The sequence below is a fragment of the Halovenus carboxidivorans genome (assembly GCF_009831575.1).
In the GTDB taxonomy this organism is placed as follows: domain Archaea; phylum Halobacteriota; class Halobacteria; order Halobacteriales; family Haloarculaceae; genus Halovenus; species Halovenus carboxidivorans.
In genome coordinates, this window is record NZ_WUUT01000002.1 from 483,914 (window position 1) to 505,704 (window position 21,791).

The 21,791-nt window shown below is 66.0% G+C and carries 19 protein-coding genes; 5 read left to right on the forward strand and 14 right to left on the reverse strand.

From position 1 onward, the window contains the following. Nucleotide 1 precedes the first annotated feature (1 nt). Nucleotides 2–1,570, forward strand: coding sequence for an Hvo_1808 family surface protein (locus tag GRX03_RS07815; RefSeq protein WP_159763631.1), 1,569 nt, complete (start codon nt 2–4; stop codon nt 1,568–1,570). Nucleotides 1,571–1,618: 48 nt separating this feature from the next. On the opposite strand, the gene GRX03_RS07820 is transcribed toward GRX03_RS07815, so the two are convergent. Further along, nucleotides 1,619–2,233, reverse strand: a complete 615-nt coding sequence (locus tag GRX03_RS07820; RefSeq protein WP_159763632.1) for a TetR/AcrR family transcriptional regulator — start codon at nt 2,231–2,233, stop codon at nt 1,619–1,621. A 156-nt stretch (nt 2,234–2,389) separates the two neighbouring features. Here GRX03_RS07820 and GRX03_RS07825 point away from each other — a divergent pair, with 156 nt between their 5' ends. The 3 genes from GRX03_RS07825 to GRX03_RS07835 all read left to right on the forward strand — a co-directional run bounded on the left by GRX03_RS07825 (nt 2,390) and on the right by GRX03_RS07835 (nt 7,162). Continuing rightward, the gene (locus GRX03_RS07825; RefSeq protein ID WP_159763633.1) at nt 2,390–3,904 is read left to right on the forward strand and encodes an MATE family efflux transporter; all 1,515 of its coding nucleotides are present in this window, start codon (nt 2,390–2,392) and stop codon (nt 3,902–3,904) included. 86 nt (nt 3,905–3,990) lie between these two features. Continuing rightward, entirely contained in the window at nt 3,991–5,940 is a 1,950-nt protein-coding gene (locus GRX03_RS07830) for a substrate-binding domain-containing protein (protein WP_159763634.1), read from the forward strand. Between the two features lie 52 nt (nt 5,941–5,992). After that, nucleotides 5,993–7,162 carry a GNAT family N-acetyltransferase gene (locus tag GRX03_RS07835; protein WP_159763635.1) on the forward strand — a complete coding sequence of 390 codons (1,170 nt, stop codon included), beginning with the start codon at nt 5,993–5,995 and terminating at the stop codon, nt 7,160–7,162. Here GRX03_RS07835 and mvaD read toward each other — a convergent pair. The 9 genes from mvaD to GRX03_RS07880 all read right to left on the reverse strand — a co-directional run bounded on the left by mvaD (nt 7,159) and on the right by GRX03_RS07880 (nt 16,959). Further along, nucleotides 7,159–8,136 carry a phosphomevalonate decarboxylase MvaD gene (mvaD, locus tag GRX03_RS07840; protein ID WP_159763636.1) on the reverse strand — a complete coding sequence of 326 codons (978 nt, stop codon included), beginning with the start codon at nt 8,134–8,136 and terminating at the stop codon, nt 7,159–7,161. The genes GRX03_RS07835 and mvaD overlap by 4 nt on opposite strands. Before the next feature lie 59 nt (nt 8,137–8,195). After that, nucleotides 8,196–9,854: a GMC family oxidoreductase gene (locus GRX03_RS07845; protein ID WP_159763637.1), complete on the reverse strand. Its 1,659-nt coding sequence runs from the start codon at nt 9,852–9,854 to the stop codon at nt 8,196–8,198. Further along, nucleotides 9,847–10,614: a gluconate 2-dehydrogenase subunit 3 family protein gene (locus GRX03_RS07850; protein ID WP_159763638.1), complete on the reverse strand. Its 768-nt coding sequence runs from the start codon at nt 10,612–10,614 to the stop codon at nt 9,847–9,849. The genes GRX03_RS07845 and GRX03_RS07850 overlap by 8 nt, the downstream gene beginning before the upstream one ends. A 220-nt stretch (nt 10,615–10,834) precedes the next feature. Next, on the reverse strand, nt 10,835–12,352 hold the full coding sequence (locus GRX03_RS07855; protein ID WP_159763639.1) for an NADH-quinone oxidoreductase subunit N: 1,518 nt from the start codon (nt 12,350–12,352) through the stop codon (nt 10,835–10,837). After that, nucleotides 12,352–13,929, reverse strand: coding sequence for a complex I subunit 4 family protein (locus GRX03_RS07860; RefSeq protein ID WP_159763640.1), 1,578 nt, complete (start codon nt 13,927–13,929; stop codon nt 12,352–12,354). The genes GRX03_RS07855 and GRX03_RS07860 overlap by 1 nt, the downstream gene beginning before the upstream one ends. Continuing rightward, nucleotides 13,930–16,062 (reverse strand): NADH-quinone oxidoreductase subunit L, encoded by a 2,133-nt coding sequence (nuoL, locus tag GRX03_RS07865; RefSeq protein WP_159763641.1) that lies wholly within the window; start codon nt 16,060–16,062, stop codon nt 13,930–13,932. A 1-nt stretch (nt 16,063) separates the two neighbouring features. After that, the gene (gene nuoK, locus GRX03_RS07870) at nt 16,064–16,384 is read right to left on the reverse strand and encodes an NADH-quinone oxidoreductase subunit NuoK (RefSeq protein ID WP_159763642.1); all 321 of its coding nucleotides are present in this window, start codon (nt 16,382–16,384) and stop codon (nt 16,064–16,066) included. Continuing rightward, nucleotides 16,385–16,693, reverse strand: a complete 309-nt coding sequence (locus tag GRX03_RS16745) for a hypothetical protein (protein ID WP_233739873.1) — start codon at nt 16,691–16,693, stop codon at nt 16,385–16,387. It lies immediately after the preceding gene. After that, nucleotides 16,690–16,959, reverse strand: coding sequence for an NADH-quinone oxidoreductase subunit J (locus GRX03_RS07880; RefSeq protein ID WP_159763643.1), 270 nt, complete (start codon nt 16,957–16,959; stop codon nt 16,690–16,692). The genes GRX03_RS16745 and GRX03_RS07880 overlap by 4 nt, the downstream gene beginning before the upstream one ends. 174 nt (nt 16,960–17,133) lie before the next feature. On the opposite strand from GRX03_RS07880, the gene GRX03_RS07885 reads away from it, so the two are divergent. Continuing rightward, nucleotides 17,134–18,216 carry a geranylgeranyl reductase family protein gene (locus GRX03_RS07885; protein ID WP_159763644.1) on the forward strand — a complete coding sequence of 361 codons (1,083 nt, stop codon included), beginning with the start codon at nt 17,134–17,136 and terminating at the stop codon, nt 18,214–18,216. 32 nt (nt 18,217–18,248) lie between these two features. Here GRX03_RS07885 and folP read toward each other — a convergent pair whose 3' ends face one another. The 4 genes from folP to GRX03_RS07905 all read right to left on the reverse strand — a co-directional run bounded on the left by folP (nt 18,249) and on the right by GRX03_RS07905 (nt 21,741). Continuing rightward, nucleotides 18,249–20,729, reverse strand: a complete 2,481-nt coding sequence (gene folP / locus GRX03_RS07890) for a dihydropteroate synthase (protein ID WP_159763645.1) — start codon at nt 20,727–20,729, stop codon at nt 18,249–18,251. A gap of 40 nt (nt 20,730–20,769) precedes the next feature. Further along, nucleotides 20,770–21,114, reverse strand: coding sequence for a DUF7538 family protein (locus tag GRX03_RS07895; RefSeq protein WP_233739876.1), 345 nt, complete (start codon nt 21,112–21,114; stop codon nt 20,770–20,772). Nucleotides 21,115–21,138: 24 nt separating this feature from the next. After that, nucleotides 21,139–21,378, reverse strand: coding sequence for a hypothetical protein (locus GRX03_RS07900; RefSeq protein ID WP_159763646.1), 240 nt, complete (start codon nt 21,376–21,378; stop codon nt 21,139–21,141). 81 nt (nt 21,379–21,459) lie between these two features. After that, the gene (locus tag GRX03_RS07905) at nt 21,460–21,741 is read right to left on the reverse strand and encodes a DUF7091 family protein (RefSeq protein ID WP_159763647.1); all 282 of its coding nucleotides are present in this window, start codon (nt 21,739–21,741) and stop codon (nt 21,460–21,462) included. Nucleotides 21,742–21,791 lie beyond the last annotated feature (50 nt).

Genomic DNA, 21,791 nt, shown 5'->3' on the forward strand with positions numbered 1-21,791 from the left:
AATGAGTGATCGACGGGAGCTGTTCGTCGTGCTCGCGATTCTGGCGTCGTTCGGTTCGCTGGCCGTTCTCGGCGGACCTGGACTCGATCCCGGTGACGGAGCGGCATCGCCGGAGCGGACGACAGGCTCACAGACCGGCGAGGACGCGGTACAACAGAGCGGAGACACGGCCCGGCAGACGGTGGTCCACGAGTGTGCGGCGACGCCGCCGGAGGACTACGCGGATCCGGCCGGGAACGGCTCCGACACGCTGGGCTGGGTCGAGGGCTACTGGTACGACGAACCACTGGCCATCGACCGGTCGGACGGGCTGAACGAGACCGAACTCCGGCGCGTGAGCGCGCGAACGGCCGCCCGCGTGGAGGCGCTACGGTGTCTGCCGGCCAGAGAGGGCGTCCCGCCCGTCGAGGTGCAGACCCGCGAGCAGTTCCGCGCTAACCAGTCCGGTGCGTTCGATGTCTCGCGAGAACGGCGGCTTGCCGACAACGCCGCGCTGGCGATCAGGCTGATCTCCGGCACCGAATCCAACAGCACCGACGAGCGCGAACAGAACCGCGGCTCCTCCGTCACGGGTACGTACAACTTCGTCACCGAGGAGATTCGCGTCGTCACGGACGGCGGATCGAATCTCACGATCGACGAGGGCGTGTTGGCCCACGAGATCGGACACGCGATCCAGGACCAGCACTTCGATCTCGGCGGCTACAACCGCAGCACAGTCGACCGCGACAAGGCGATTCTCGGTCTCATCGAGGGGGATGTCAGCTACGTCCAGCGGCAGTACCGACAGGCCTGTGCGACCGGCGGCTGGGAACAGGGCTGTCTCAGTTTCGACGGAGGGGGCAACGAAAGCACCGAAGACGGGGACTCCGGTCCGAACGTGGCGAACTGGGGGCTGTACTTCCAGACCCGCCAACCGTACAACGACGGTCCCGCGTTCATCGAGTATATCTACGAGCGCGGCGACGGCTGGTCGTCGGTGAACGACCTCTACGACGAACCCCCGACGACAGTGATGGAAGTCGTTCGGCCGGACCGCTACGGCGAGTTCGAGCCACGGTCGTTCAGCGTGGCCGACCGGAGCAGCGGGGAGTGGGAGCGGTACGACCCCGCGGCCGGGCCGGAGTACGATCAGATCGGCGTCGCCGGAATCTCGTCGATGTTCATCGCCCCGTCGATCGAAACGGACGCCGAGGTGAACATCTACACGCCGGCGGAGATTCTGGCGAACGGGGACAGCCGCACGTACCAGTACTTCCAGGAGGAGACCGCCGGCTGGCGCGGTGATCGGCTCTACACCTACCGGGGAGCGGGTAACCAGACCGCGGCCGTGTGGGCCATCGAGTGGTCGTCCGCGGCGAGGTGGGAGCCGTTCGTCCGCAGCTACAGAGAGTTGATCGCGTACCGCGGCGGCGAACGGGTCAGCGAGAGCACCTATCAGTTCGGCCCCGAGACGGGCTATGACATGGCACTGCAGATCAGAACGGACGGCACCCGCGTGACAATCGTGACTGCGCCGACCGTCGACCAACTGGAGGAGGTCCATCCGCCCGACCCGTCGGCGCAGTGAACGATCGCAAAACCCGAGTCGGCCTCGACCGATCCGTCCGACGCGGCGTCACTCGTCCCCGGCAAGGAGCCTGTGTTCGATGTACGCGTCGAGTTCTTCCTGTACCGTCTGCCCGATGTCGTCGTCGGTCGTCGTGATCTGTCGGTTGACCGTCCCGTGAATCACGGACATGAGAAACGACGCCGCTCGGTCGGGGTCGACCTCCCGGAAGACGCCCGAAGCGATCCCCTGCCGGACGACCATGGCCATGCGGTCGTGGAAGAACTGGTCCGTTCGGGTGAACTGCTCCCGGTAGGCGTCGTCGTGGGCGGCCTGAGCGCGAAGCTCCGTCATCGCGCGCTCGAACTCCGTCCGTTCGGGCTCCGGAGCCGTCGGAATCGCGTGATTGAGCATCTCCCGTAGCTGACCCTCCGGGTCGTCGGTCGCCTCCTCGGGGACGCTCGCCTCGAACCGTTCCAGCAGAAAGGCCAGCAGACCGACCAGTAGATCGTCTTTGCCGTCGTAGTGCTGATAGATCAGCGACTTGCTCTTCGGAAACTGCTCGTCGATCCGGTCCATAGTCAACCCGGAGTAGCCGTGCTCCCGCAGCGCGTCGTACGCCGCCTGCATGATCTCGGTCCGAGTGTTCTCCGGTGCCGACTCAAACGGATCGGGCATTCCCATGGTGAATGAATATTCATTCACAAGGTATATGCGTTTTCACTCCCACAGCTATCGTGTGCACTGGACCGCCGCAGAGTCGGATCTCTCGGACACGCACGGACGACGGGTAGCTGGCAGTGCCCCGAACGGCCGTCACGACCGGGGGGTGTCCGCCTGATGTTCAAAGGCCCCGACGAGTTAGAACTCACGAGCGGTGACGTCGGGATGCCGCTGTTCTGGCTCTCGTTGCCGATCGTGATTACGAACCTCCTCCAGACCGCCTACAACCTCGTGGACACGTTCTGGCTGGGCCAGTACTCCACGACGGCGCTGGCGGCGATCTCCTTCGGCTTTCCGCTGGTCTTCCTGTTCATCTCGTTCGGACTCGGCCTGTCGGTCGCGGGATCGGTGCTGGTCGCCCAGAACACGGGTGCCGGCGACTCGCGGCAGGCGGAGTACGCCGCCTCGCAGACGATACTGTTCTCGTTCGTGCTGGCGACGGTGTTGGGAGTCGCCGGCTACTTCGTCGTCGGTGACCTGCTCCGACTGTTCGGCGCCGCGCCGGCGACGCAGGTCGCCGCCACGTCGTACCTGCAGGTCATCACGCTCGGACTCCCGCTGATGTTCGGCTTTCTCGTCTTCATCTCGCTGATGCGGGGCTACGGCGACACGGTGACGCCGATGCTTGTCATGTTCGGGTCGGTGGTGCTCAACATCGCTCTGGACCCGTTTCTCATCTTCGGCTGGACGGTGCTCCCCAACGCCCCGCTGGTCGGGACGATTAGCTTTCCGGAGTTGGGGATTCAGGGCGCGGCCTACGCCACGGTCTTCTCACGCGGCGTGGCGATGGTCGTCGGACTGGCGATCATGTTCCGTGGCAACCGCGGCGTCAAGATCCGGCTGTCGGACATGCGCCCGGATCTGGCGTACTTCCGGAAGATTCTCCGGATCGGGGTACCCGCCTCCATCGAGGGGACCGGTCGTGCGATTTCGGTCAACGCCCTGCTGGTTGTCGTCGGCGGCTTCTCGACGGTCGTCGTCGCCGGCTACGGGATCGGCATCCGGATCTTCTCGGTCATCTTCCTGCCGGCAATCGCCGTCTCGCAGGGCGTCGAGACGATGGTGGGACAGAACGTCGGTGCCGAACGCGTCGACCGCGCCAGCACGGCCACACAGTTCGCCGCCAAGTGGATGTTCGTGTTACTCGGAGGCCTGGGCGTGCTCATCTTCCTGCTGCCGAGGCCCATCGCCGCGGTGTTCACGAACGATCCCGCCGTCGTCGACATCGCGGCCGAGTTCCTGCGATACGTCGCGTTGACATTCGGCTTCATCGGAGTGATGCGGGCGTACACCGGCGCGTTCCGGGGGGCCGGCCACACGCTGATGGCCGCCGTCGTCGCCGTCTCGTTTCTCGGGTTCATCCGGCTCCCCGTCGCGGCGATACTGGCCTACGGGGTCGGTCCGGCCGCGCTGACCGTCGCCGGCCAGACCGTGGCGATCCCGGAACTCGTCACGGCCATCGGCCCGACCGGGATCTGGTGGGGATTCATCGTCTCGAACATCGCCGGCGCGGTGATCGCCTACGCGTGGTTCCGGCGAGGAACCTGGAAATCCGGCGACGTCCGGGGCCCGGCGGGCGATGCCCCTGGCGCAGGCTCCGACTCCGAGTCAGAGCCCTCGACGGGCGACTGAGCCCGAAAAGGGTCCCGTCTCGCAGATATCCTGTCGGTTGTGGGTAACTTCTATGTGGATCGCCCGCGAAAACTGAGCTATTACTGATGGCTGACTCCGCCGCCGGTTTCGCACGCGACGCGCCGGGCGTGGCCGAGGCAGCGAGCGTGCGCGAAGGCGAGTACATCCACGTCTACGAGGGCGCTCTGAGGGGCCACGACGAGCCGGTTCGGATTCTGAGTCTGGCCCCGGAGATCGAAACTGAGGCCGCAGCCGAGGCCTTCAGCCGGACGACCAACGAGTGGAAAAACATCAACACGCAGCCGAACGTGGTCTCTGTGTACGACCGCGGTGACGAGCCGCGACCGTGGATCGCCGTGAGCGACGTTCGGGGAGAGACGCTCGATACGATGCAGTCGGAACTCTCTGTGACGGCCGCAGGTACCGTCATCTCCGACGTGACCGAAGCGCTGCGTAGTGCCGCCCTCTATAATATCGCTCACTCGGACCTCAGGCCCAGTCAGATCTGGGTCGTCGATACCGAGAGCGGAGCATCCGGACTGGTAGGCGGCTGGGGGATCGAACGAGCAGTCCGTACCGCGGCCGGCGACACACTCGCAACGCCGTATACCGCCCCCGAACTGCTCGAAACGCGCGCAGCCGACGAGCGAGCAGATGTCTACGGTCTCGGCGCGATTGCGTATTACCTGCTCACCGGACAGTCGCCGGTCGCTGAGACCGACGGCGAAGGTCTCACACCGCCCAGTGAAATCGACGGGTCGGTCCCTTCGGAGGTCGATTCGGTCGTACTGGGGGCGCTGGCGGCGGACCCCGCGGATCGCCCGGAATCGGTGTACTCCGTCGGGCGGGCCGTCACACAGGCGCTCACGGCCGAGACCCGGCAGACGGCGATCACTGACACGCGTTCAGAACAGCGGGGAGAGGAGGCGACGAAATCGGGCAGTCCCGAGGAAACGGGAGACTCCGGGCTCTCGCGTCGCGGGGTGCTGGGAGGGCTCGGCGTGGCCGCGGTCGGTCTCGGGGGTGGCTGGATGGCGACACAGACGCTCGCGGACAGTGACACACCGACGACGACCACTGCACCGGATACGTCGACACGGGAGCCTGCCAGCAGCAACACCACCGAGTCCGCGCCGGACGAACCCAGCGATTCGGGACCGCTGTCGGGAGAGATCCGAATCGCCAGCAGCGACCCCACGTACGGGGTTGTTGAGACGATCAGCGACGCGTTTCGCGAGGAGTACACGGAGGTCGGATTCGAGTTGACGCGAACCGGAGCCACAGCCGGCTTTGCGGAGTATTTCGTCTCCGGTGACAGTCAGATCGCCGGTTCGGGTCGGCCGATCACACCACCGGAGGTCGAGCGGTGTCGGAACAACGGCTTCGAGCCGGTCGAGATACCGGTCGCACGCGGCGGACTCGTCACCGTCGTGCACAACGAAAACGACTGGGTGGGGTCGATGTCGGTCGAACGCCTGCGGCAGATCTGGTCCCCGGACACCGCCCCCACGACGTGGAGCGATGTCGACAGCTCCTGGCCGGACGTTCCGATCCATCTCTACGGGTTGGGACCATCGACGGAGGTGTTCGATGTCTTCACCGAGACGGTCCTCGGGGAGCGAGGGCGGATCCGCGACGACTTCGAGGAGACGGAGCGTAGCGAAACCATCGTTCAGGCTGTCAGCCAGGATAGACGGGCGCTCGCCTATCTCCCGTTTGTCGAGTACACGAACAACCGGGGGCAGTTCACGGCGCTGGCGCTCCGCGAACCCGGGGCCGAGCCGGTCGAACCAACTATCGAACACATCCACGAGGGGCGTTATCCACTGATCCGACCGTTGTTCTGTTACGTGAATATGAACGACCTCCAGCGACAGGCGCATCTCCAGGAGTTTCTTCGGGTTTGCATCACACAGTCGGGGACTGACCGCATTCCAGAGCAGACCGGATACGCCCCGGTTCCGGCCTCGGTCACCGAGCAGAACCGGGCAACCCTCGACGCCGCGACGGAGGGAGAATACAGGTGGCGTCAGTAACCCTGGACAGCCGAGTCGGAGAAGCTTTCACCTCCGACCGTAACGGTGAGATATGACCGCGTTTCGCCGCGTTCCCGAGTCGGACAGCCGCCGGTACCGGGAGATTCTGCGATACGCCTTCGCGCCGGAGGAGGGACCGCTCGACGAGGAGGGAGAGGAGTGGCCGCCGGGACCGTTCGACCCGTACGGCCTGTACGACGGCGGACGGCTCCGGAGCACCTGCAAGCTCTACGACCTCGACGCCTGGCTCAGGGAGGGGACCGTCCGGATCGGCGGACTCGGTGCCGTGGCGACACTCCCGGAGGACCGACGGCAGGGCTACGTGCGGGAACTCTGCCGGCACGCCCTCGACGTTTTCGAGGAGCGCGGAGCCAGGCTGGTCGTGTTGTGGCCGTTCGAGACCGCGTTCTACGCGGCCTTCGGCTGGGCGACGGCCCACGACGAACGACGCTACGAGTGTCCACCTGCCGCGTTGCCGAGCCACGACTCTGCCGGACGGATGCGCCGGTTCGATCCCGACGAGTGGGAACGGCTACGGGAGGCGGAGCAGGCCCACGGCGAGGGGGTTGCGCTGTCGCTGCGTCGCTCGCCGGCGTGGTGGTCAGAGCGGACGCTGACGAACTGGACCGGCGGGACACAGCCGTACATCTACGGCTACGAGCGCGGCGGGGAGGTCGCGGGGTATCTGACCTACACCGTCGACGACTCCGGGACGCTGGCTGTGGATACGCTGGCGTACGCCGACGAGGAAGCCTATCGTGCGATTCTCTCCGTTCTCGGGAGACACGGCGCACAGATCGAGCGCGTCGAGTTCACGCGGCCGGACGGGACGAGTCTCCTCGACCGGATCGACGAACCGGAACGCGTCGACTGCGCGGTCGGTCCCGGCCCGATGGTGCGGCTCCCGAGCGTCTTCGCGCTCGACGGAACCGCCTGGCCCGAGACCGGACTCGACTGTCGGCTCGCGGTGAGCGACCCGCTGGAGTCGGAGCCTGCGGTCGTCCGGGTACAGACAACCGACGGAACGCTGCGGGTGTCGACCGCGGACGGGTCGCCCGCCGTCAGGACCGACATCGGAACGCTCTCACAGCTCGTCGTCGGGACGTACGGCGTCGAACGTGCCCGCCGTCTCGACGCGGTGACCGTCGACGACGAGCGCGTACTCGAAGAGCTCTCCGCCACCTTCGAGGAACAGCAGGTCTTCCTGGGCGAGTTCTTTTAGAAGAGGGCCTCGCTCTCGTCGAGGACCCGTGCGGGGCCGCCGACCCTCCAGATTCGAGTGTCGACGCCGCAGTCGGCAACGGCGGCCTCGACCGTGTCGACGTGTTCGGCCGTGGTGTTGACGTAGACGCTCGCGCCCGTATCGACCGAGAAGTAGACCGGGATCCCCTCGTCGCGGAGCTCCCGGACGGCGTTGAAGATTTCGACGGTCCGGGGCTGCCAGTAGACCCAGCCGGCGGGGCCGGTCATCGTCGTCGCCGCCAGCGACAGCGAGTCCTGCTCCGCGAGGTCGAACACGCGGTCGAACTCCGCGTTCCGGAGCGCGTCGCGCATCGTCTGGAGCTGTTCGTGGATGTGGGCCATCCGCGACTCGAACATGTGGCTCTCTGCGGCCTCCTCGTGGGCCGCCTCGGTCTCCTTGTACGAGGGGACCATCCCCGCGACGATACGGAGGTTCTCGCTGAACTCCTCGGGCACGGAAATGCGCTCCGAGCGGCAGTCCTCGTCGTTCATGCCCGCGTAGAGGTGGGAGAACGCGCCGGTCACTGCCCGTGCGGCCGAGCAGGAGCCGCGCCGCGCGACGGTCGAGATCTCCGGGCGGGTCATATCCAGTCCCGCCGCTTCGACCAGCGCCGTCGCGGCGGCCGCGAATCCCGACGCCGAGGAGCCGAAGCCGATGTTCGTCCGAAAGGAGTTCTCCGAGACGAACCGAACCCGGTGGTCGAGATCAGCGAGGTCGCGAACGTGATCGACGACGGACGCGATCCGTTCCGCGCCGCGGCCCTCGACCTGCTCGCCGTCGACCCTGTAGCGGTCCTCCTCGAGGTCGGGGTCGAACTCGACGGTCGTCTTGGTGTGACTCGGCGCGGTACAGACGCTGATCGAGTCGTGATACGGCAGGCGGAGCTGCTCGTCGCGCATCCCGTGGTACTTGACCAGTCCCTGAATCGGATGAGCCTTCGCTGTCGCTTTCATACCAGCACGGAACGAGCGCGGGGACTTGGCAGTTTTGAACCGTCACCGGTGGTCAGGGGCTACACCCACTCGGTCCGGATCTCCTCGGCGGTCCGGAACGCCAGCGCGTAGATCGTCTCGGTCGGGTTGTAGCCTGCCGAGGTGACGAAGGGGCTACCGTCCACGACGAAGAGGTTCTCGACGTCGTGGGTCCGGCCGAAACTGTCGACGACCGACTCGTCGGGATCGCGGCCCATCCGGCAGGTGCCCATGAGGTGTGAACTGCCGCGGTGGTGCGTGCCCGTGCCGGCGCTCCAGACCTCCGTCGCCCCCGCGGCCTCGAAAATCTCCTTGCACCGCTCGACGACGTACTCCTGTGCGCGGAAATCCTGCGGGTGGTTCTCGTAGGTAACCTCGACGCCGGGGATCCCCCACTCGTCGGTGTTGTTCGGATCGGGCTGGACGCGGTTGCGCTCCCGGGGAACGTCCTCGACGGGCGCCCACACCCAGACGATATTCTCGAAGTCGCTCATCTCCTCGAGAAAGCCCTCGCCCCAGGTCGGCGTGCCCGGCGGCGTCTTCCCGCCGGCGTACAGTTGCTTCCAGTTGCCGCCGTACAGAATCGGCGCGTTGACCGACGCGAGTTGGAGATTGCTCCCGGTGATGAAATCGACGTCCTCGTCGATGCGGTTCGGGAGGATGAAATCGTCGACGGCCTTGTTGCTCCAGGTCCCGCGGTTCTGTTTGGTCGGGTTCTCGAACTTGGCGAAGATCTGCGTGTAATCCATGTGGAACATCAGGTTCCGCCCGACCTGGCCGCTGCTGTTCGCGAGGCCGTCGGGATACTGCTCGGAGGCGGAGTTCAACAGCAGTCGCGGGGTCTCGATGGCGTTGCCCGAGACGACGACCGCGTCGGCCGTCACCGTCTGTTCGGTGCCGTCGCTCTTGTCGACGTACCGGACGCCGCTGACGCGTCCGTCGCTGTCGACGAGGACCGTCTTCGCGAGACACTCGTCTCGGATCTCGAAGTTGCCGGAGTCTCTCGCTTCGGGGATCATCGCCACCAGCGAGTTCGACTTGGCACCCTGAGCCTGCTCGTAACAGCCGTAGAAACAGCAGTGCCCACAGTACGTACACGGCGGGCGCCCGTCGTACGATTCCGTGAGGACGGCCTGCGGCGAGGTGAACGGCCGGAGTCCGAGCTGTTCGGCGCCCTGTCTGAACAGTTCGCCGCTTCGGGTCTCCGGGACCGGGTCCATCGGGTACGACCAGGAGTCGGGATGAGTCGGCTGGCCGCCGTCCGGGCCGCTGATTCCGATCTCCGACTCCGCCCGCTCGTAGTACGGCTTGAGGTCCTCGTAGTCGATGGGCCAGTCGGCGACGTTCGCGCCGTCGAGGTCGCCAAACTCCGAGCGCATGTTGAAGTGCTCGGGCAGAAGTCGCCACATGACGCCGCAGTAGTGGACGCTGGACCCGCCGACACACCGGCCGTAGAGGTTGAATTTGCCCTCCGTGGCCTCCTCCGAGGACTGGCCGTACTGCTTGTAACTCTCCGGCGTGTCGTGGACCGTGTTGCTCAGCCGTGCGTCGATGACGTTCCGGAGTTCGTCCTGATCGTGCGGCCCCGGCATCGGGCCCGCCTCGATCCCGACGACCGAGAGTCCGTTGGTGGTCAGTTCGCGCGCGACGACGCCGCCGGCCGCGCCCAGGCCCACGATGACCACGTCCGCATCAGGCATCGCTCTCACCCCCTTCGCCGTAGAGGTCGGCCGGTCGGCGCTTTCGCTGTTCGTGGTCCTCCATCGAGTCCCACGGCGGTTTCAGTTCGTCCGGGCGGTAGCCTTCGATGAACGGCCCGGTGTAGCCGGCCTGCTTCCAGCCCGCCAGGTCCTCGTTGCCGCCGTATTTCGGCTGCGAGTAGTAGCCTTCGACGGCGTGATCGCGCAACACCGTGAGGAAAGCCTCCGCCGGCACCGTCATCGTGAGCGCGCTGGCGGTCGGGACGTTCTCCCATCCCGGAGCCGAGCGCTCGAACACGCCGGTGATGAGTTCGTCAACCTGCCCGGCGTCGAGTTCCCTGACCGGCGAGTCGAACATCGACTGTGCGGTCTCGTCGAGTTTCGCCAGCCCGGAGTCGTAGGCGTCCTGAAAGCGGCGGTCGTCGTGGGCGGTCTCGTAGAACGGCTCCCGGGTGAGCGCACGGTCGATATACCGGACGACGCCGATCTCACTCGCCGCGGGCCAGTCCTCGCCCGCCGGGAGCAACCGGTCGACGAGACGCTGTACTGTCGCCGCTTGCTCGTCGTCGAAAAACGTATACTCCGGTTTGCTCGACCCCCCGGAGGAGTCCGTCTGCGGTCCCCCTTCCTGGTCGGTCGGTGCCTCATCCGCCTGTTCGGTCGGTTCCTCCGAACTCCCACAGCCCGCGACGGCCGCGACTGTTCCCGCGCTCGCCAACCGAACGAACGTCCGTCGGTCGAGGTGCGTGTGTTCGGTCATGGTTTCGGTCTCGGTTACACGCCGAGGAGAGCACCCCACGCGACCGGAACGTACAGCAGCGGCTCTGCGCCGCACGACCCTCTGTCCCCCCGGGTGCCTCTGACGTGCCACCTGGCCGTAGTGCGTGGTCGTGGATACAACCACACCCAACATATCGCGGGATCTTCAAATGCGAGAGAGTCCCAAACAGTAAAACAGTACGGCGTCGATCGGGGTCGGGTTACCCGCCGATCATCCGCGCCGCGATTTCGGCGTACTCGATGACGAACCCGAAGGCGGGAATCAGCAGGATCGTCGCCAGCGCCGCGACCGCGATGGCCGCGTACAGGCCGGTCGGGTACTCGCCGGGTTCGAGGTCTTCGCCGGGCTCCTCGATCCAGATCGCTCGGACGATGCGGGTGTAGTAGAACAGCGAGACGACGCTGTTGATGATAAGGGCCGCCCCGAGCAGTTCCTGTCCGCCGGTGACCGTCGCGAACAGCAGGTAGAACTTCGAGAAGAAGCCGCCGCCGATCGGTAGCCCGGCAAGCGAGAACAGGAAGACCGTCATCGCCGCGCAGGCGAACGGGGCTCGGTTCCCGAGTCCGTGGTAATCCTCGACCGTCCGCCCCACGTCCCAGTACTCGGCGAGCGCGATGAACAGGAAGGCACCGGTGTTCATGAAGCCGTAGACGAACAGGTGGGCCATGCCCGCGCCGAGAATCGAGATCTCACCCTCCACGGAGCCGGTGAACGCCGCCAGCGCGATCAGGATATAGCCGGCGTGAGCCACCGACGAGTAGGCGAGAATCCGCTTGACGTTGTCCTGTTTCAGCGCCGTGAAGTTGGCGATAGTCATCGTCACGATCGAGAGGATCAGGAAGGCGTCGACCCAGTCGAACACGCCCGTCGCGGTCCCGAACACGTCGACGAACACCCGGAACCCGAGGACGAACCCGGCCGCCTTCGAGGCAGAGGAGATGAACGCCGAGATCGGTGCCGGCGCGCCCTCGTAGGCGTCCGGGGCCCAGAAGTGGAACGGGACGGCGGCGATCTTGAACGCGATGCCCCCGAGGATCATCAGCATGCCGAGACCGAGCAGGCTGTCGAAGCCGACGCCGTCGGCGATTGCGATCTCGACTGCGCCGAACTGCAGCGAGCCCGTCGCCACGTAGACCAGCGCGATCCCGTACGCGAAGATAGCCGAGGACAGCGCGCCGATGAGGAAGTACTTCAGTCCGCCCTCGACGCTTCCCTCGTTGGTCTTCAGCGAGGCGACCAGCGCGTAGGAGGGGAGACTGACGAGTTCGATGCTGATGAACGCGGTGACGAACGAGTTCGCGGCGGTCACCATCACCATTCCGGTCGAAGCCAGAAGCACGAGCGAGTAATATTCGGCCTGATAGGGGTGCTCGCGGAGGTACTCGTGGCTCGCCAGCGCGACGAGAACGACGACGCTGGTGATGATGACGCTGAAAAACAGCGACATGCCGTCGACGACCAGCGCGTCACCGAACAGTTCGATCGCCCCCTCGGTGGGTTCCTGGGAGGCACCGGGCTGGCCGGTGCCGGCGAGCAGATACCACAGCGCGAAGCCGAGAGCGACCAGCCCACCGGTGACCGAGATACCGGTCAACGCGGTTCCGTTCGAGTCGTCGGGATCGATCATGTCCGCCAGCAGGAGCACGAAGGCGGTACCGAGCAGCGCGAGCGCCGGTGCAATCGCGGTCCAGTCCGGGAGTGTCGTGACTTCCGTCATCAGATCTCACCTCCGGTGAACGGGACGGTCCAGTCCGGGACGACGGCGTTGAGTTCCAGTACCGGGCCGATCGCGTCCTGGATCGCCTCGTAGATGAGGTCTGGCTGGACGCCCAGCAGAATGATCAGCCCCAGGAGTACGGCCAGCGGGGCGACATCGTGCAGGGGTGCCCGCTCGACCTCGTAGTCGGTTTCTAGCTCGAACGAGCCGAAGATGGCCCGCTGCATCGCCCACAGCAGATAGCCCGCGACGATGACGATGCCGAACATCGCCACGGCGGTGAACAGCGGCGCGCCGGAGACGACCGCCGAGTCGAAGGCGCCGACGAAGATCAACACCTCGGCGACGAACCCGCTCATCAGCGGCAGCCCCATGTACGCGAACGATCCGGCGACGAAGATCCAGGCCGTGATCGGCATCCGCTCCGCGAGTCCGGCCATGTCGCCGACCATCCGCGTGTGCGTCGCGTTGTAGAGCACGCCGACGGACATGAACAGCAGCCCCGAGATGAGACCGTGGCTGACCATCTGGAAGGTCGCGCCGCTCATGCCGTGTGGCGTGAAGGCGACGAGTCCGACGATCACGTAGCCCATCGACGAGATAGAGGAGTAGGCGACGATCCGCTTGAGATCACGCTGTGCCAAGGCGAGCATCGCGCCGTAGATGACGCTGATAACCCCCACGGCGGCGATGATCTCCGCGGCCGGCGAACTCGTCGCGATGTCCGAGAGCATCGTGAAGTTGAACCGCAACAGCGCGTACGTTCCCATCTTCAGCAACACGCCCGCCAGGATGACAGACACCGGCGAGGGGGCCTGGACGTGTGCGTCCGGCAGCCACGTGTGGAACGGAACGATCGGCACCTTCACCGCGAAGCCGAGGAACAGAAGCAGGAAGGCGACGGCCCGCAGTTCCGTCCCGCCGAGGCCGAAGACGGTCTCGCTGAGTTCGCCGGCCGCAAGCGCCTGTGCGATGGCCGGCAGGCTGAGTTGGGTCAGCGAGTCGCCCAGGCCGAGCACGAGCATGAACAGGCCGACGAACATCACGAGCGAGCCGAGGTTCGTATAGAGGAGGAACTTCGTCCCGGCGTACTTCCGGCGGGGACCGCCCCAGACGGCGATCAGGAAGTACATCGGGATGAGCACCGCTTCCCAGAAGATGAACCACAGGAAGAAATCAAGCGCCGTGAACACGCCCAGAAGCGCCGTCTCGATCAACAGCATCAGCCCGTAGAACTGCGACTGGCGCTCGTCGATCGGTGTCCACGAGGAGACGATAGCGAGCGTCGTCAGCACCGTGACGAGGATGACAAGCGGGAAACTCAACCCGTCGACGCCGACGTGATACTGCAGGGTGTACTGGCCGAGTTGGAACCACTCGACCTGGGTCTCGAAGCCGACGGTACTGCCGGAGAGCAGGGCGTTGCCGCTGGCGTCGAACTGCGTCCACATGTACAGCGCGATCGCGAGCGGGAGCAGACTGAGCCAGGCGGCGAGTTTCGGGGCCGTCTCGTCGGCGGCGAGGAAGACCCACACCGCGCTCGCGAAGGTGACCGCGAGCAGGAGTTCGATCAGCATCTAGATCCACCCCCCTGTCACGGCGAAGACGGCGATCAGGATCAGCAGGCCGAGCACCAGAAGCGCCGCGTAGGTCGTCGCGACGCCGGTCTGGATCTGTCGGAACCGGCCGCCGGCGAAGAGGCTGACCCCGCCGGAGCCGTCGACGAGTCCGTCGATGATCCCCTGATCGAACTTGTTTGCGAGCGTTGCAATCGGGAGCGTAAACCCGCGTGCCAACCAGACCTGATACTCGTCTTGGTAGTAGTTGTTCATGAGTACCGTCCGAATCCGTCCGAGATTCATCATGTGTGGATCGGGCTCCGCGCCGCCGTAGAGCCGCCACGCCACGGCCGCCGGGATCAGCGCCAGCACGAGCGCCACCACGCCGCCGACGAGAGCGAGATTCCCCTCGCCGAGACCGGCGTAGCCGGAGGAGTAGCCCGCGCCGAAGTCGTGTGTCAGCACGTGGTGGTAGTGTTCGGCGGTGAGGCTGGACTCGCGGAACTGCTCGCCCATCGTCGCCCCGTCGAGCCAGCGTTCGAGGAACAGCGCGTTCTCCGGCAGGAAGCCCTTGAACACGCCCATATTGAGCACGCCCGCGACGACCGACAGCACGCCGAGAACGACCAGCGGGACCTTCATGCTCAGGGTGATCGAGTGCGGGTCCTCGGCGGTGTCGGTCCGCGGGTCGCCGTGGAAGGTCAACAACACCATGCGGAAGGTGTAGAACGCCGTCAGGATCACCGCGAGCAGGCCGAGGGCGTACGCGACGAACAGCACCGGTGCGCCGCCGCCGAGGGCGTGAACCAGCGTCTCGAACAGCACCTCGTCTTTCGACCAGAAGCCGGCGAAGGGGAAGATTCCCGCGAGCGCCAGCGAGCCAGCGAGGAAGGTGAGGTAGGTCGTCCGCATCTCGTCTTTGAGCCCGCCCATCTCCCACATGTTCTCCTCGTGATGCATGGCGATGATGACCGCCCCGGCCCCGAGGAACAGAAGCGCCTTGAAGATGGCGTGGGTGGTCAGGTGGAACACCGCCGCGACGTAGCCGCCACCGCCCAGCGCGAGCATCATGTACCCGTACTGCGAGATGGTCGAGTACGCGAGCACCTGTTTGAGTTCCTGTTTGACGAGCGCCATCGTCGCGGCGAAGAAGGCGGTGAAGCCGCCGACGAGCGCAATCACGGCCAGCGCGGTCGGTGAGAGCGCGTAGAAGCCGTACATCCGGGCGATGAGGAAGACACCGGCGGCGACCATCGTCGCGGCGTGGATGAGCGCGGAGACCGGCGTCGGGCCCTCCATCGCGTCCGGAAGCCAGGTGTGAAGCGGGAACTGCGCGGACTTGCCGACCGCACCGCCGAGAACCAGCAGACCGATCGCCGTGATCCACGCCCGTTCACCGAGACCGAGGAACGTCCGCATCTCACCGGTCTCGCCGTGTTCGAGCGCGTCGGTCGCAATCTCGACGAACGACGCCTCGACGCCCGGGGCGTAGGAGGCGAACTGCGCCGTTCCGAAGGTGCCGAGGACGGCGACGACGCCGATCAAAAAGAAGTAATCCCCGAACCGGGTCACCAGGAAGGCCTTCTTCGCGGCGCTGGCCGGGCCGGGTTCGCGGTACCAGAAGCCGATCAGCAGGTACGAGCACAGCCCGACCAACTCGAAGAAGACGAAGGACATCAGGAGGTTGTCGCTGAGCACGAACGCCATCATCGAGAAGGTAAACAGCGAGAGCGCGGCGTAGTACCGCGGGAGATCGATCTCGCCCTCCGCGTTCATATAGCCCAGCGAGAACAGGTGCACGAGCAGCGAGATCAGGCCGACAATCGTGAGCATCAGCGCCGAGAGCGGATCGATCAGGACGCCGAAGGTGAGCGTGACGCCCTCCCCGGAGACGCCGGCGACGAGAGTGTGGAGGGTCTCGTGTCGCGGCCCCGCTCCGCCGGCAATCTCGACGACAGTCGCGAGCGCGACCAGAAAGCCCAGTCCGGTCGCGACGATACCGGGAAAGGCCCCCTTGAACGGGAGATACCGGCCGAAGGCGAGGATGAGAACGAACGTGACCAGCGGGAACAGCGCGGTCACTTCCGCGCCGCCGATCCCGGGAACGATCGGTATCGAGATGCTACTCGCGAGAGGATGTGTTCCGAGCATGTTACCACCTCATCGTAACTGCGTCTGTCACGTCGATGCTCTCGAAGTTGCGGTTCAGCGCGAGGATGATCCCGATTCCGACGGCGACCTCCGCGGCCGCCAGCGCGATCAGGAATAGGACGAACGTCTGGCCGGTGATGTTGCCGTAGACCAGCGCGAAGGCGACGAGGTTGATGTTCGCGGCGTTGATCATCAACTCGATCGACATCAGGAAGACGAGCGCGTTCCGGCGGACGAGCACGCCGAACAGGCCGATACAGAACACGGCCGCAGAGAGCAACAGATACCAGCCGGGTTCGACGGCCATCGATCCAGTCGTCATCTACTGCTCACCCCCGTCGTCACGTTTCGCGAGCATCAGGGCGCCGTCCAGCGCCGCGTCGAGCAGAACGGCGATCAGAACCAGCGCCACGAGGAAGTTCTCCGTCTCGAACTCCGATAGCTCGGGCGCACCGATGAAGGAGTACGCCATCCCTTCGACGACCCCCAGTCCGCCGCCGAGATTCGAGACGGTGACACCCGAGAAGTCCGTCGTGAGCACGAACACCGCGATGGCGGCGAACAGGCCCAGCGGGAGGAGTCCGAGGAGGAGCCGTCGGTCGAGGTCGATGAGCCGTGGACGGGTCGTCATGCCCCCACCTCCGTCGTCTCCGTGTCCTCCTCGCGCGTGAGCATCACGGCGAAAGTGAACAGGACGAGCACGCCGCCGATGTAGACCAGTACCTGGATGACGGCGAGGAACTCGGCGCTGAGCATCACGTAGTGGACTGCCACGCTCGACAGTGCCAGCCCGAGTAACAGCGCCGCGTGCCACACGTCGCGGACGAGAACGACACCCAGACTGCTCGCGAGCGTCACGAGCGCGAACAGCCCGAATGCGAGTTGCTCCAGTACCATTGTGTGAAGTTGGACACGGCGTGCTTTTGAAAATTCCCTTTTTGCTTTCCGGGTGCGTGATAGGAATCTCCGATTCTGGCCTGTCTATCACGGTCATTCATGAAGCTAGTGAGACTGCGGAATTCGGCCGGGGACAACCGTGAGTGCTTTGCTGGTGGACGCGTACTGTCAGGTATGCACGACTTTCTGGTCGTCGGTGCGGGCCCCGCCGGTTCGCGGTTCGCGCGCCGCGTCGCCGAGCAGGGCCGCGACGTGGTCGCCTTCGAGCAGGGCGAGATCGGGAAACCCCTGGCCTGCTCGGGGCACGTGAGCACAGATATCTGGTCGTTCGTGCCCGAGGAGGCGAAACCCCGGCTGAAACAGAACGAGATCCGCGGCGCACGGTTTCACACCGGTGGTCCGAAAAGCGACGCCCACCGCTTCTACAAGCAGGGGCCGGTCTCGAACGTCATCGACCGCGTCGGGCTGGACAAGACCCTCGCCGACGCCGCCCGGGAGGCGGGTGCCGAGATCAGAGAGAACCACACGGTCGTCGGCCTCGACGAACGCCGCGACTGGGTCCGAGTGCGCGTGCGCGGTCCGGACGGCGTCGAGACCCACCGCGGCCGGATGGTCGTCGGCTGTGACGGGCCGCAGTCCCGGGTCAGAAACGCGGTCGGACTGCCGGATCCCGAGGAGCTTCTCCACGGCGTCCTCGGCTTCACCGACGACCCCGACAACGAGGAGTTCGTCGACGTTCACCTCACCGTACCGCGGTTTTTCGCCTGGCGCATCCCGCGCGGCGAGGCCGGCGTCGAGTACGGCCTCGCGACGCCGCCGAGCGACGACGTGAGCGAGCGCTTCGAGGAGTTCGTCTCCGGGTACGGCGTCGAGACCCACCGTCGGTGTTCGGGACTCATTCCGATCGGACCGCCCGACCGGACCCACACGGGCCGGGTGTTTCTGCTCGGCGACGCCGCGGGACAGAACAAGCCGTTCACCGGCGGCGGAATCCTCTACGGGATGACCGCCGCCGACATCGCCGCGTCGGTCGTCGACCCCGGCGAGCCGTCGACGCTGGAAGAGTACGAGCGGGCCTGGCGGGCGGAGCTCGAATCCGACATCGCGCTCGGACACCTTGTCCGGGCGGGCTACTCTCTGCCCGAGCAGGTCCAAGAGGTCGGCATGGAGCTATTCGAGGGCGAGATCGGTGTCCACATGGATCGACCGAGCACGCTCTTCTCCAGAGAACAGCTACGCGCGATGCTCTCGCGGTAGGCCAATCGTACGGAATCGGTAAGGAACCAGCTTTACTCCCGGTCGAAGGGATCGTCCGCGGCGTCGACCACGTCGACTGCGGCGCGGTTCGGAGCCACGTCGTGGACGCGGACGATGTCCGCGCCCCGTTCCGCGGCGAGCGCCGTCGCGGCCACAGTCGGATCGTACCGCTCGCCGGACCCCCGGTCGACGAGTTCGAACATCGACTTGTGGGAGTGGCCGACGAGAATCGGACAGCCGAGTCCGCGGAACTCCCCGATCCGGCCGAGCAACTCGAAGCTCTCCGCGGAACTCTTGCCGAAGCCGAGCCCCGGGTCGATGATGATCTGCGACCGGTCGAGTCCGGCCTTCTCCGCGAGCAGAATCCGCTCGGTCAGGGAGTCGATCACGTCCTCGACGACATCGTCGTAGTGGATGTCCGAGTCCGGATCGACCGGCGCGTTGATCGAGTGCATCACGACCACCGGCACGTCGTACTCCGCGGCGACCAGGCGCATTTCGGGATCCTCCAGACCGGAGACGTCGTTGAGGATGTCCGCGCCGGCGTCCAGCGCCGCCCGCGCCACCTCGGCCTTTCTGGTGTCGACCGAGACCAGCGCGTCGAGGTCGTTGATTCGCTCGACAATCGGAAGCACTCGGGCTTTCTCCTCCTCGACAGGGACGGGATCAGCCCCGGGACGGGTCGACTCGCCGCCGACGTCGATGATATCTGCGCCGGCCTCGATCATCTCCTCGGCGCGTTCGAGGGCGTCGGACTGGGCCTCGTACTCCCCGCCGTCGTGGAAGCTATCCGGCGTGACGTTCAGGATCCCCATCACCGCGGTGCCGTCCTCCCAGGGGTAGCCGTCCGTCGTGGGTTCGGCTCCGATATCGAGCGTCTCCCGGAGTTCGTCGGCGAACGGCGCCAGGCCGTACGGCTGCCCGTCGAGTTTCTCCGCGAGGCGGCGGAACTGCGCCATCGTCCCCATCATCACGACGTCGAGGTTCTCCCGATCCTGGTCGTTCAGCCCCGAGATGGCACACTCTCCGCCCAGCGAGAGCAGTTCCTCCTTGAGATACTGGGCCTGGCGAGGCTGGACCCGCGTCTTGATTATCCGGTGGACGGCCTTGCCGCGCATCCGCCACGACCCGGCGTCGGTGACGTTGGCGTCCCGAAGCATCGCCTTGGCCTCGGGAATCGAATCGACCCGTTTCGGGATCTTCGCCCGCGCCCACAGCGCCCGGGCCTCCGCGACGGTGTAGAGCGATCCCGTGACGAGAACGCAGTCGTCTTCCCCTGCGTCCGCGAGGGCGTCGTCGACGGCGCCGGCAACGTCGGCCCGCGTGCGGACCGTCGCCTCGGTCTCGGTCTCGAAGACGCGCGCCAGCACGTCGTCGTCCTCCGCGCGGTCGAGATCCGGCTCACAGCAGGTGACGGTGTCGGGATCGAACGCGCAGGCGATCCCGCGATGGTCCTTGTCGGCCATCACGCCGACGACCAGATGGAGATTCTCGTACTCGAACTCCCCGAGCGTCTCGGCGACACACTCACAGCCGTTGGGGTTGTGTGCGCCGTCGAGCACAGTCAGCGGCTCCTGGTCCATCACCTCGAACCGACCCGGCCAGTGGGCGTTGCGTAGCCCGCGAGCGAGGACGGGTTCGGATAGCCCCGACTGTTCGTCTGTCAGCTCCGGAGGCGGCGCGAGGTCGTCGACCGCGTCCGTCTCGACGATCCGCCTCGCGAGCGTCGCCGCCACGCCGGCGTTTCTGGCCTGGTGGCTCCCCAACAGCGGGAGTTTCGTCTCCACGCCCCAGTCCGGTCCGTCGACCGTGACCGCACCTTCGAGCCCGTCACGGCCCTCGTAGCGGGCGGTCACGGTCCCCTCCTCACCGACGACGACTGGATCCGAGACCGTCTCCCGGATGGCCCCGAGCGCATCGCCCGACGCCGCGGTGACGAGTGGCCCGTCCGAGGCGATACCGGCCATGTCCGTTGCGATCGTTTCGACATCGTTTCCGAGAATATCGGTGTGTTCGAGCGTGACGGAGGTGATCGCGGTGGCGATCGGGTCGACCACGCTGGTGGCGTCGTGCGTGCCGCCGATGCCGACTTCCAGAATCGCCACGTCGACATCCTGCCGGCCGAACTCCCAGAGAGCGAGTGCCGTCACCGTCTCGAAGAAGGTCGGCGCGTCGCCCGCCACGGCGCGGTCGGTGACGTGTTCGCCGATCTCGTCGGCGAACTCCACGAGCGAGCGTTCGGCAAGTTTGCGGCCGTTGATCCGGACCCGTTCGCGGATATCGTCGAGGTGTGGAGACGTGTAGAGGCCGACATCGAGTCCGGCAGTCCGGAGGATGGACTCGACCATGCGCGCGGTCGAACCTTTCCCGTTGCTGCCCGCAATCTGGACGCAAGCGAGCCCGTCGTGAGGGTTTCCGAGCGCGTCGAGTAGCTCCCGGGTCGCGTCCGTCCCCGGCCGGGAGCCGAATCGGCGTAGATCCAGCAGGTAGTTCGCCGCCTGATGAAACCTCATGCCTGTGTTCATCGGGGCTGTGCTCTTGGAACTGACGGTTTCAGAGGCTCCGGTCGTCGACGGCCGGATCGATCCCCGCCGCCGCCAGATCCTCGCGGATTCGCTCGCGGAGCGGGTCGGGCACCGTCTCTCGGCCGACCGGAACGGCCGTCTCGCCGGCGTCTTCTGGCGGCACCTTCCAGTACAGCGTGCAGTCGCTCGGCGCGTAATACTCGATGCTGTACCGGTCGGTGGCCCCGCTGTAGTGTACCCGTGCCGCCGATCCCTCGACGCGCCACCCCTCTCTGGCCGCGAGCCCCTCCAGCGGATCCGCCTCCGGATCGGCCGACTCCTCGGCCGGAACGCCGGGAGACTCGGGACTGTCCGAATTGTCCGCCTCGTCCATACGCGACGTACGAGCGCCCGGGTGCTACCGGTTTCGGTTGCCCGGTGTCGCGCCGGGGTCGTTTGCGCTGTCCGAGAGCACTGCCGTCCAGACGAGCGTCCCGGTCCCGAGCAGCGCGACGAACGTCACGCCCAGCCGGATCATCCGGGCCTGAGCGACCAGCCCCACGCTCGGAAACAGAAAGGAGACGAACAGGTAGCCAACGGCCGCGACACTGACCAGCAACGAGAGGATACCGACCCAGAACCGCACCACGGCCCTCATACGGGATGGTCACCCACCGACGATTATCCACTTTTTGGATCCCCAATTGAGGGCGAACGCGGCTCTTCGGCCGGACGATTCCTACCAGGTCTCGATGCAGCCGTCTTCGATGTCCTCCGCACAGCCCTCACAGTCCGGGTGGTCGGCCTCGAAGCAGACCGGTCGCGCGTCTCCGTCGAGTTCGACGGCACGCTTTTCGGCGTGGCGGCGACAGACGATCCGGACCTTTCCGTCCTCCGTCGGGAGATCCGCTCGGGCCGCGAGTCGGGCCTCGCTGAACGCCTGCCGGGCCTGCTCGTACTGTCGGCCGGCGTCCTGGAGTTTCTCCTTGAGAAACCGGGAGACACGGTCCGAATCAGTCATACCACCGTTTGGGCCGGCCAGTTGAAATACCTATGGCAGGCACTAAGCCT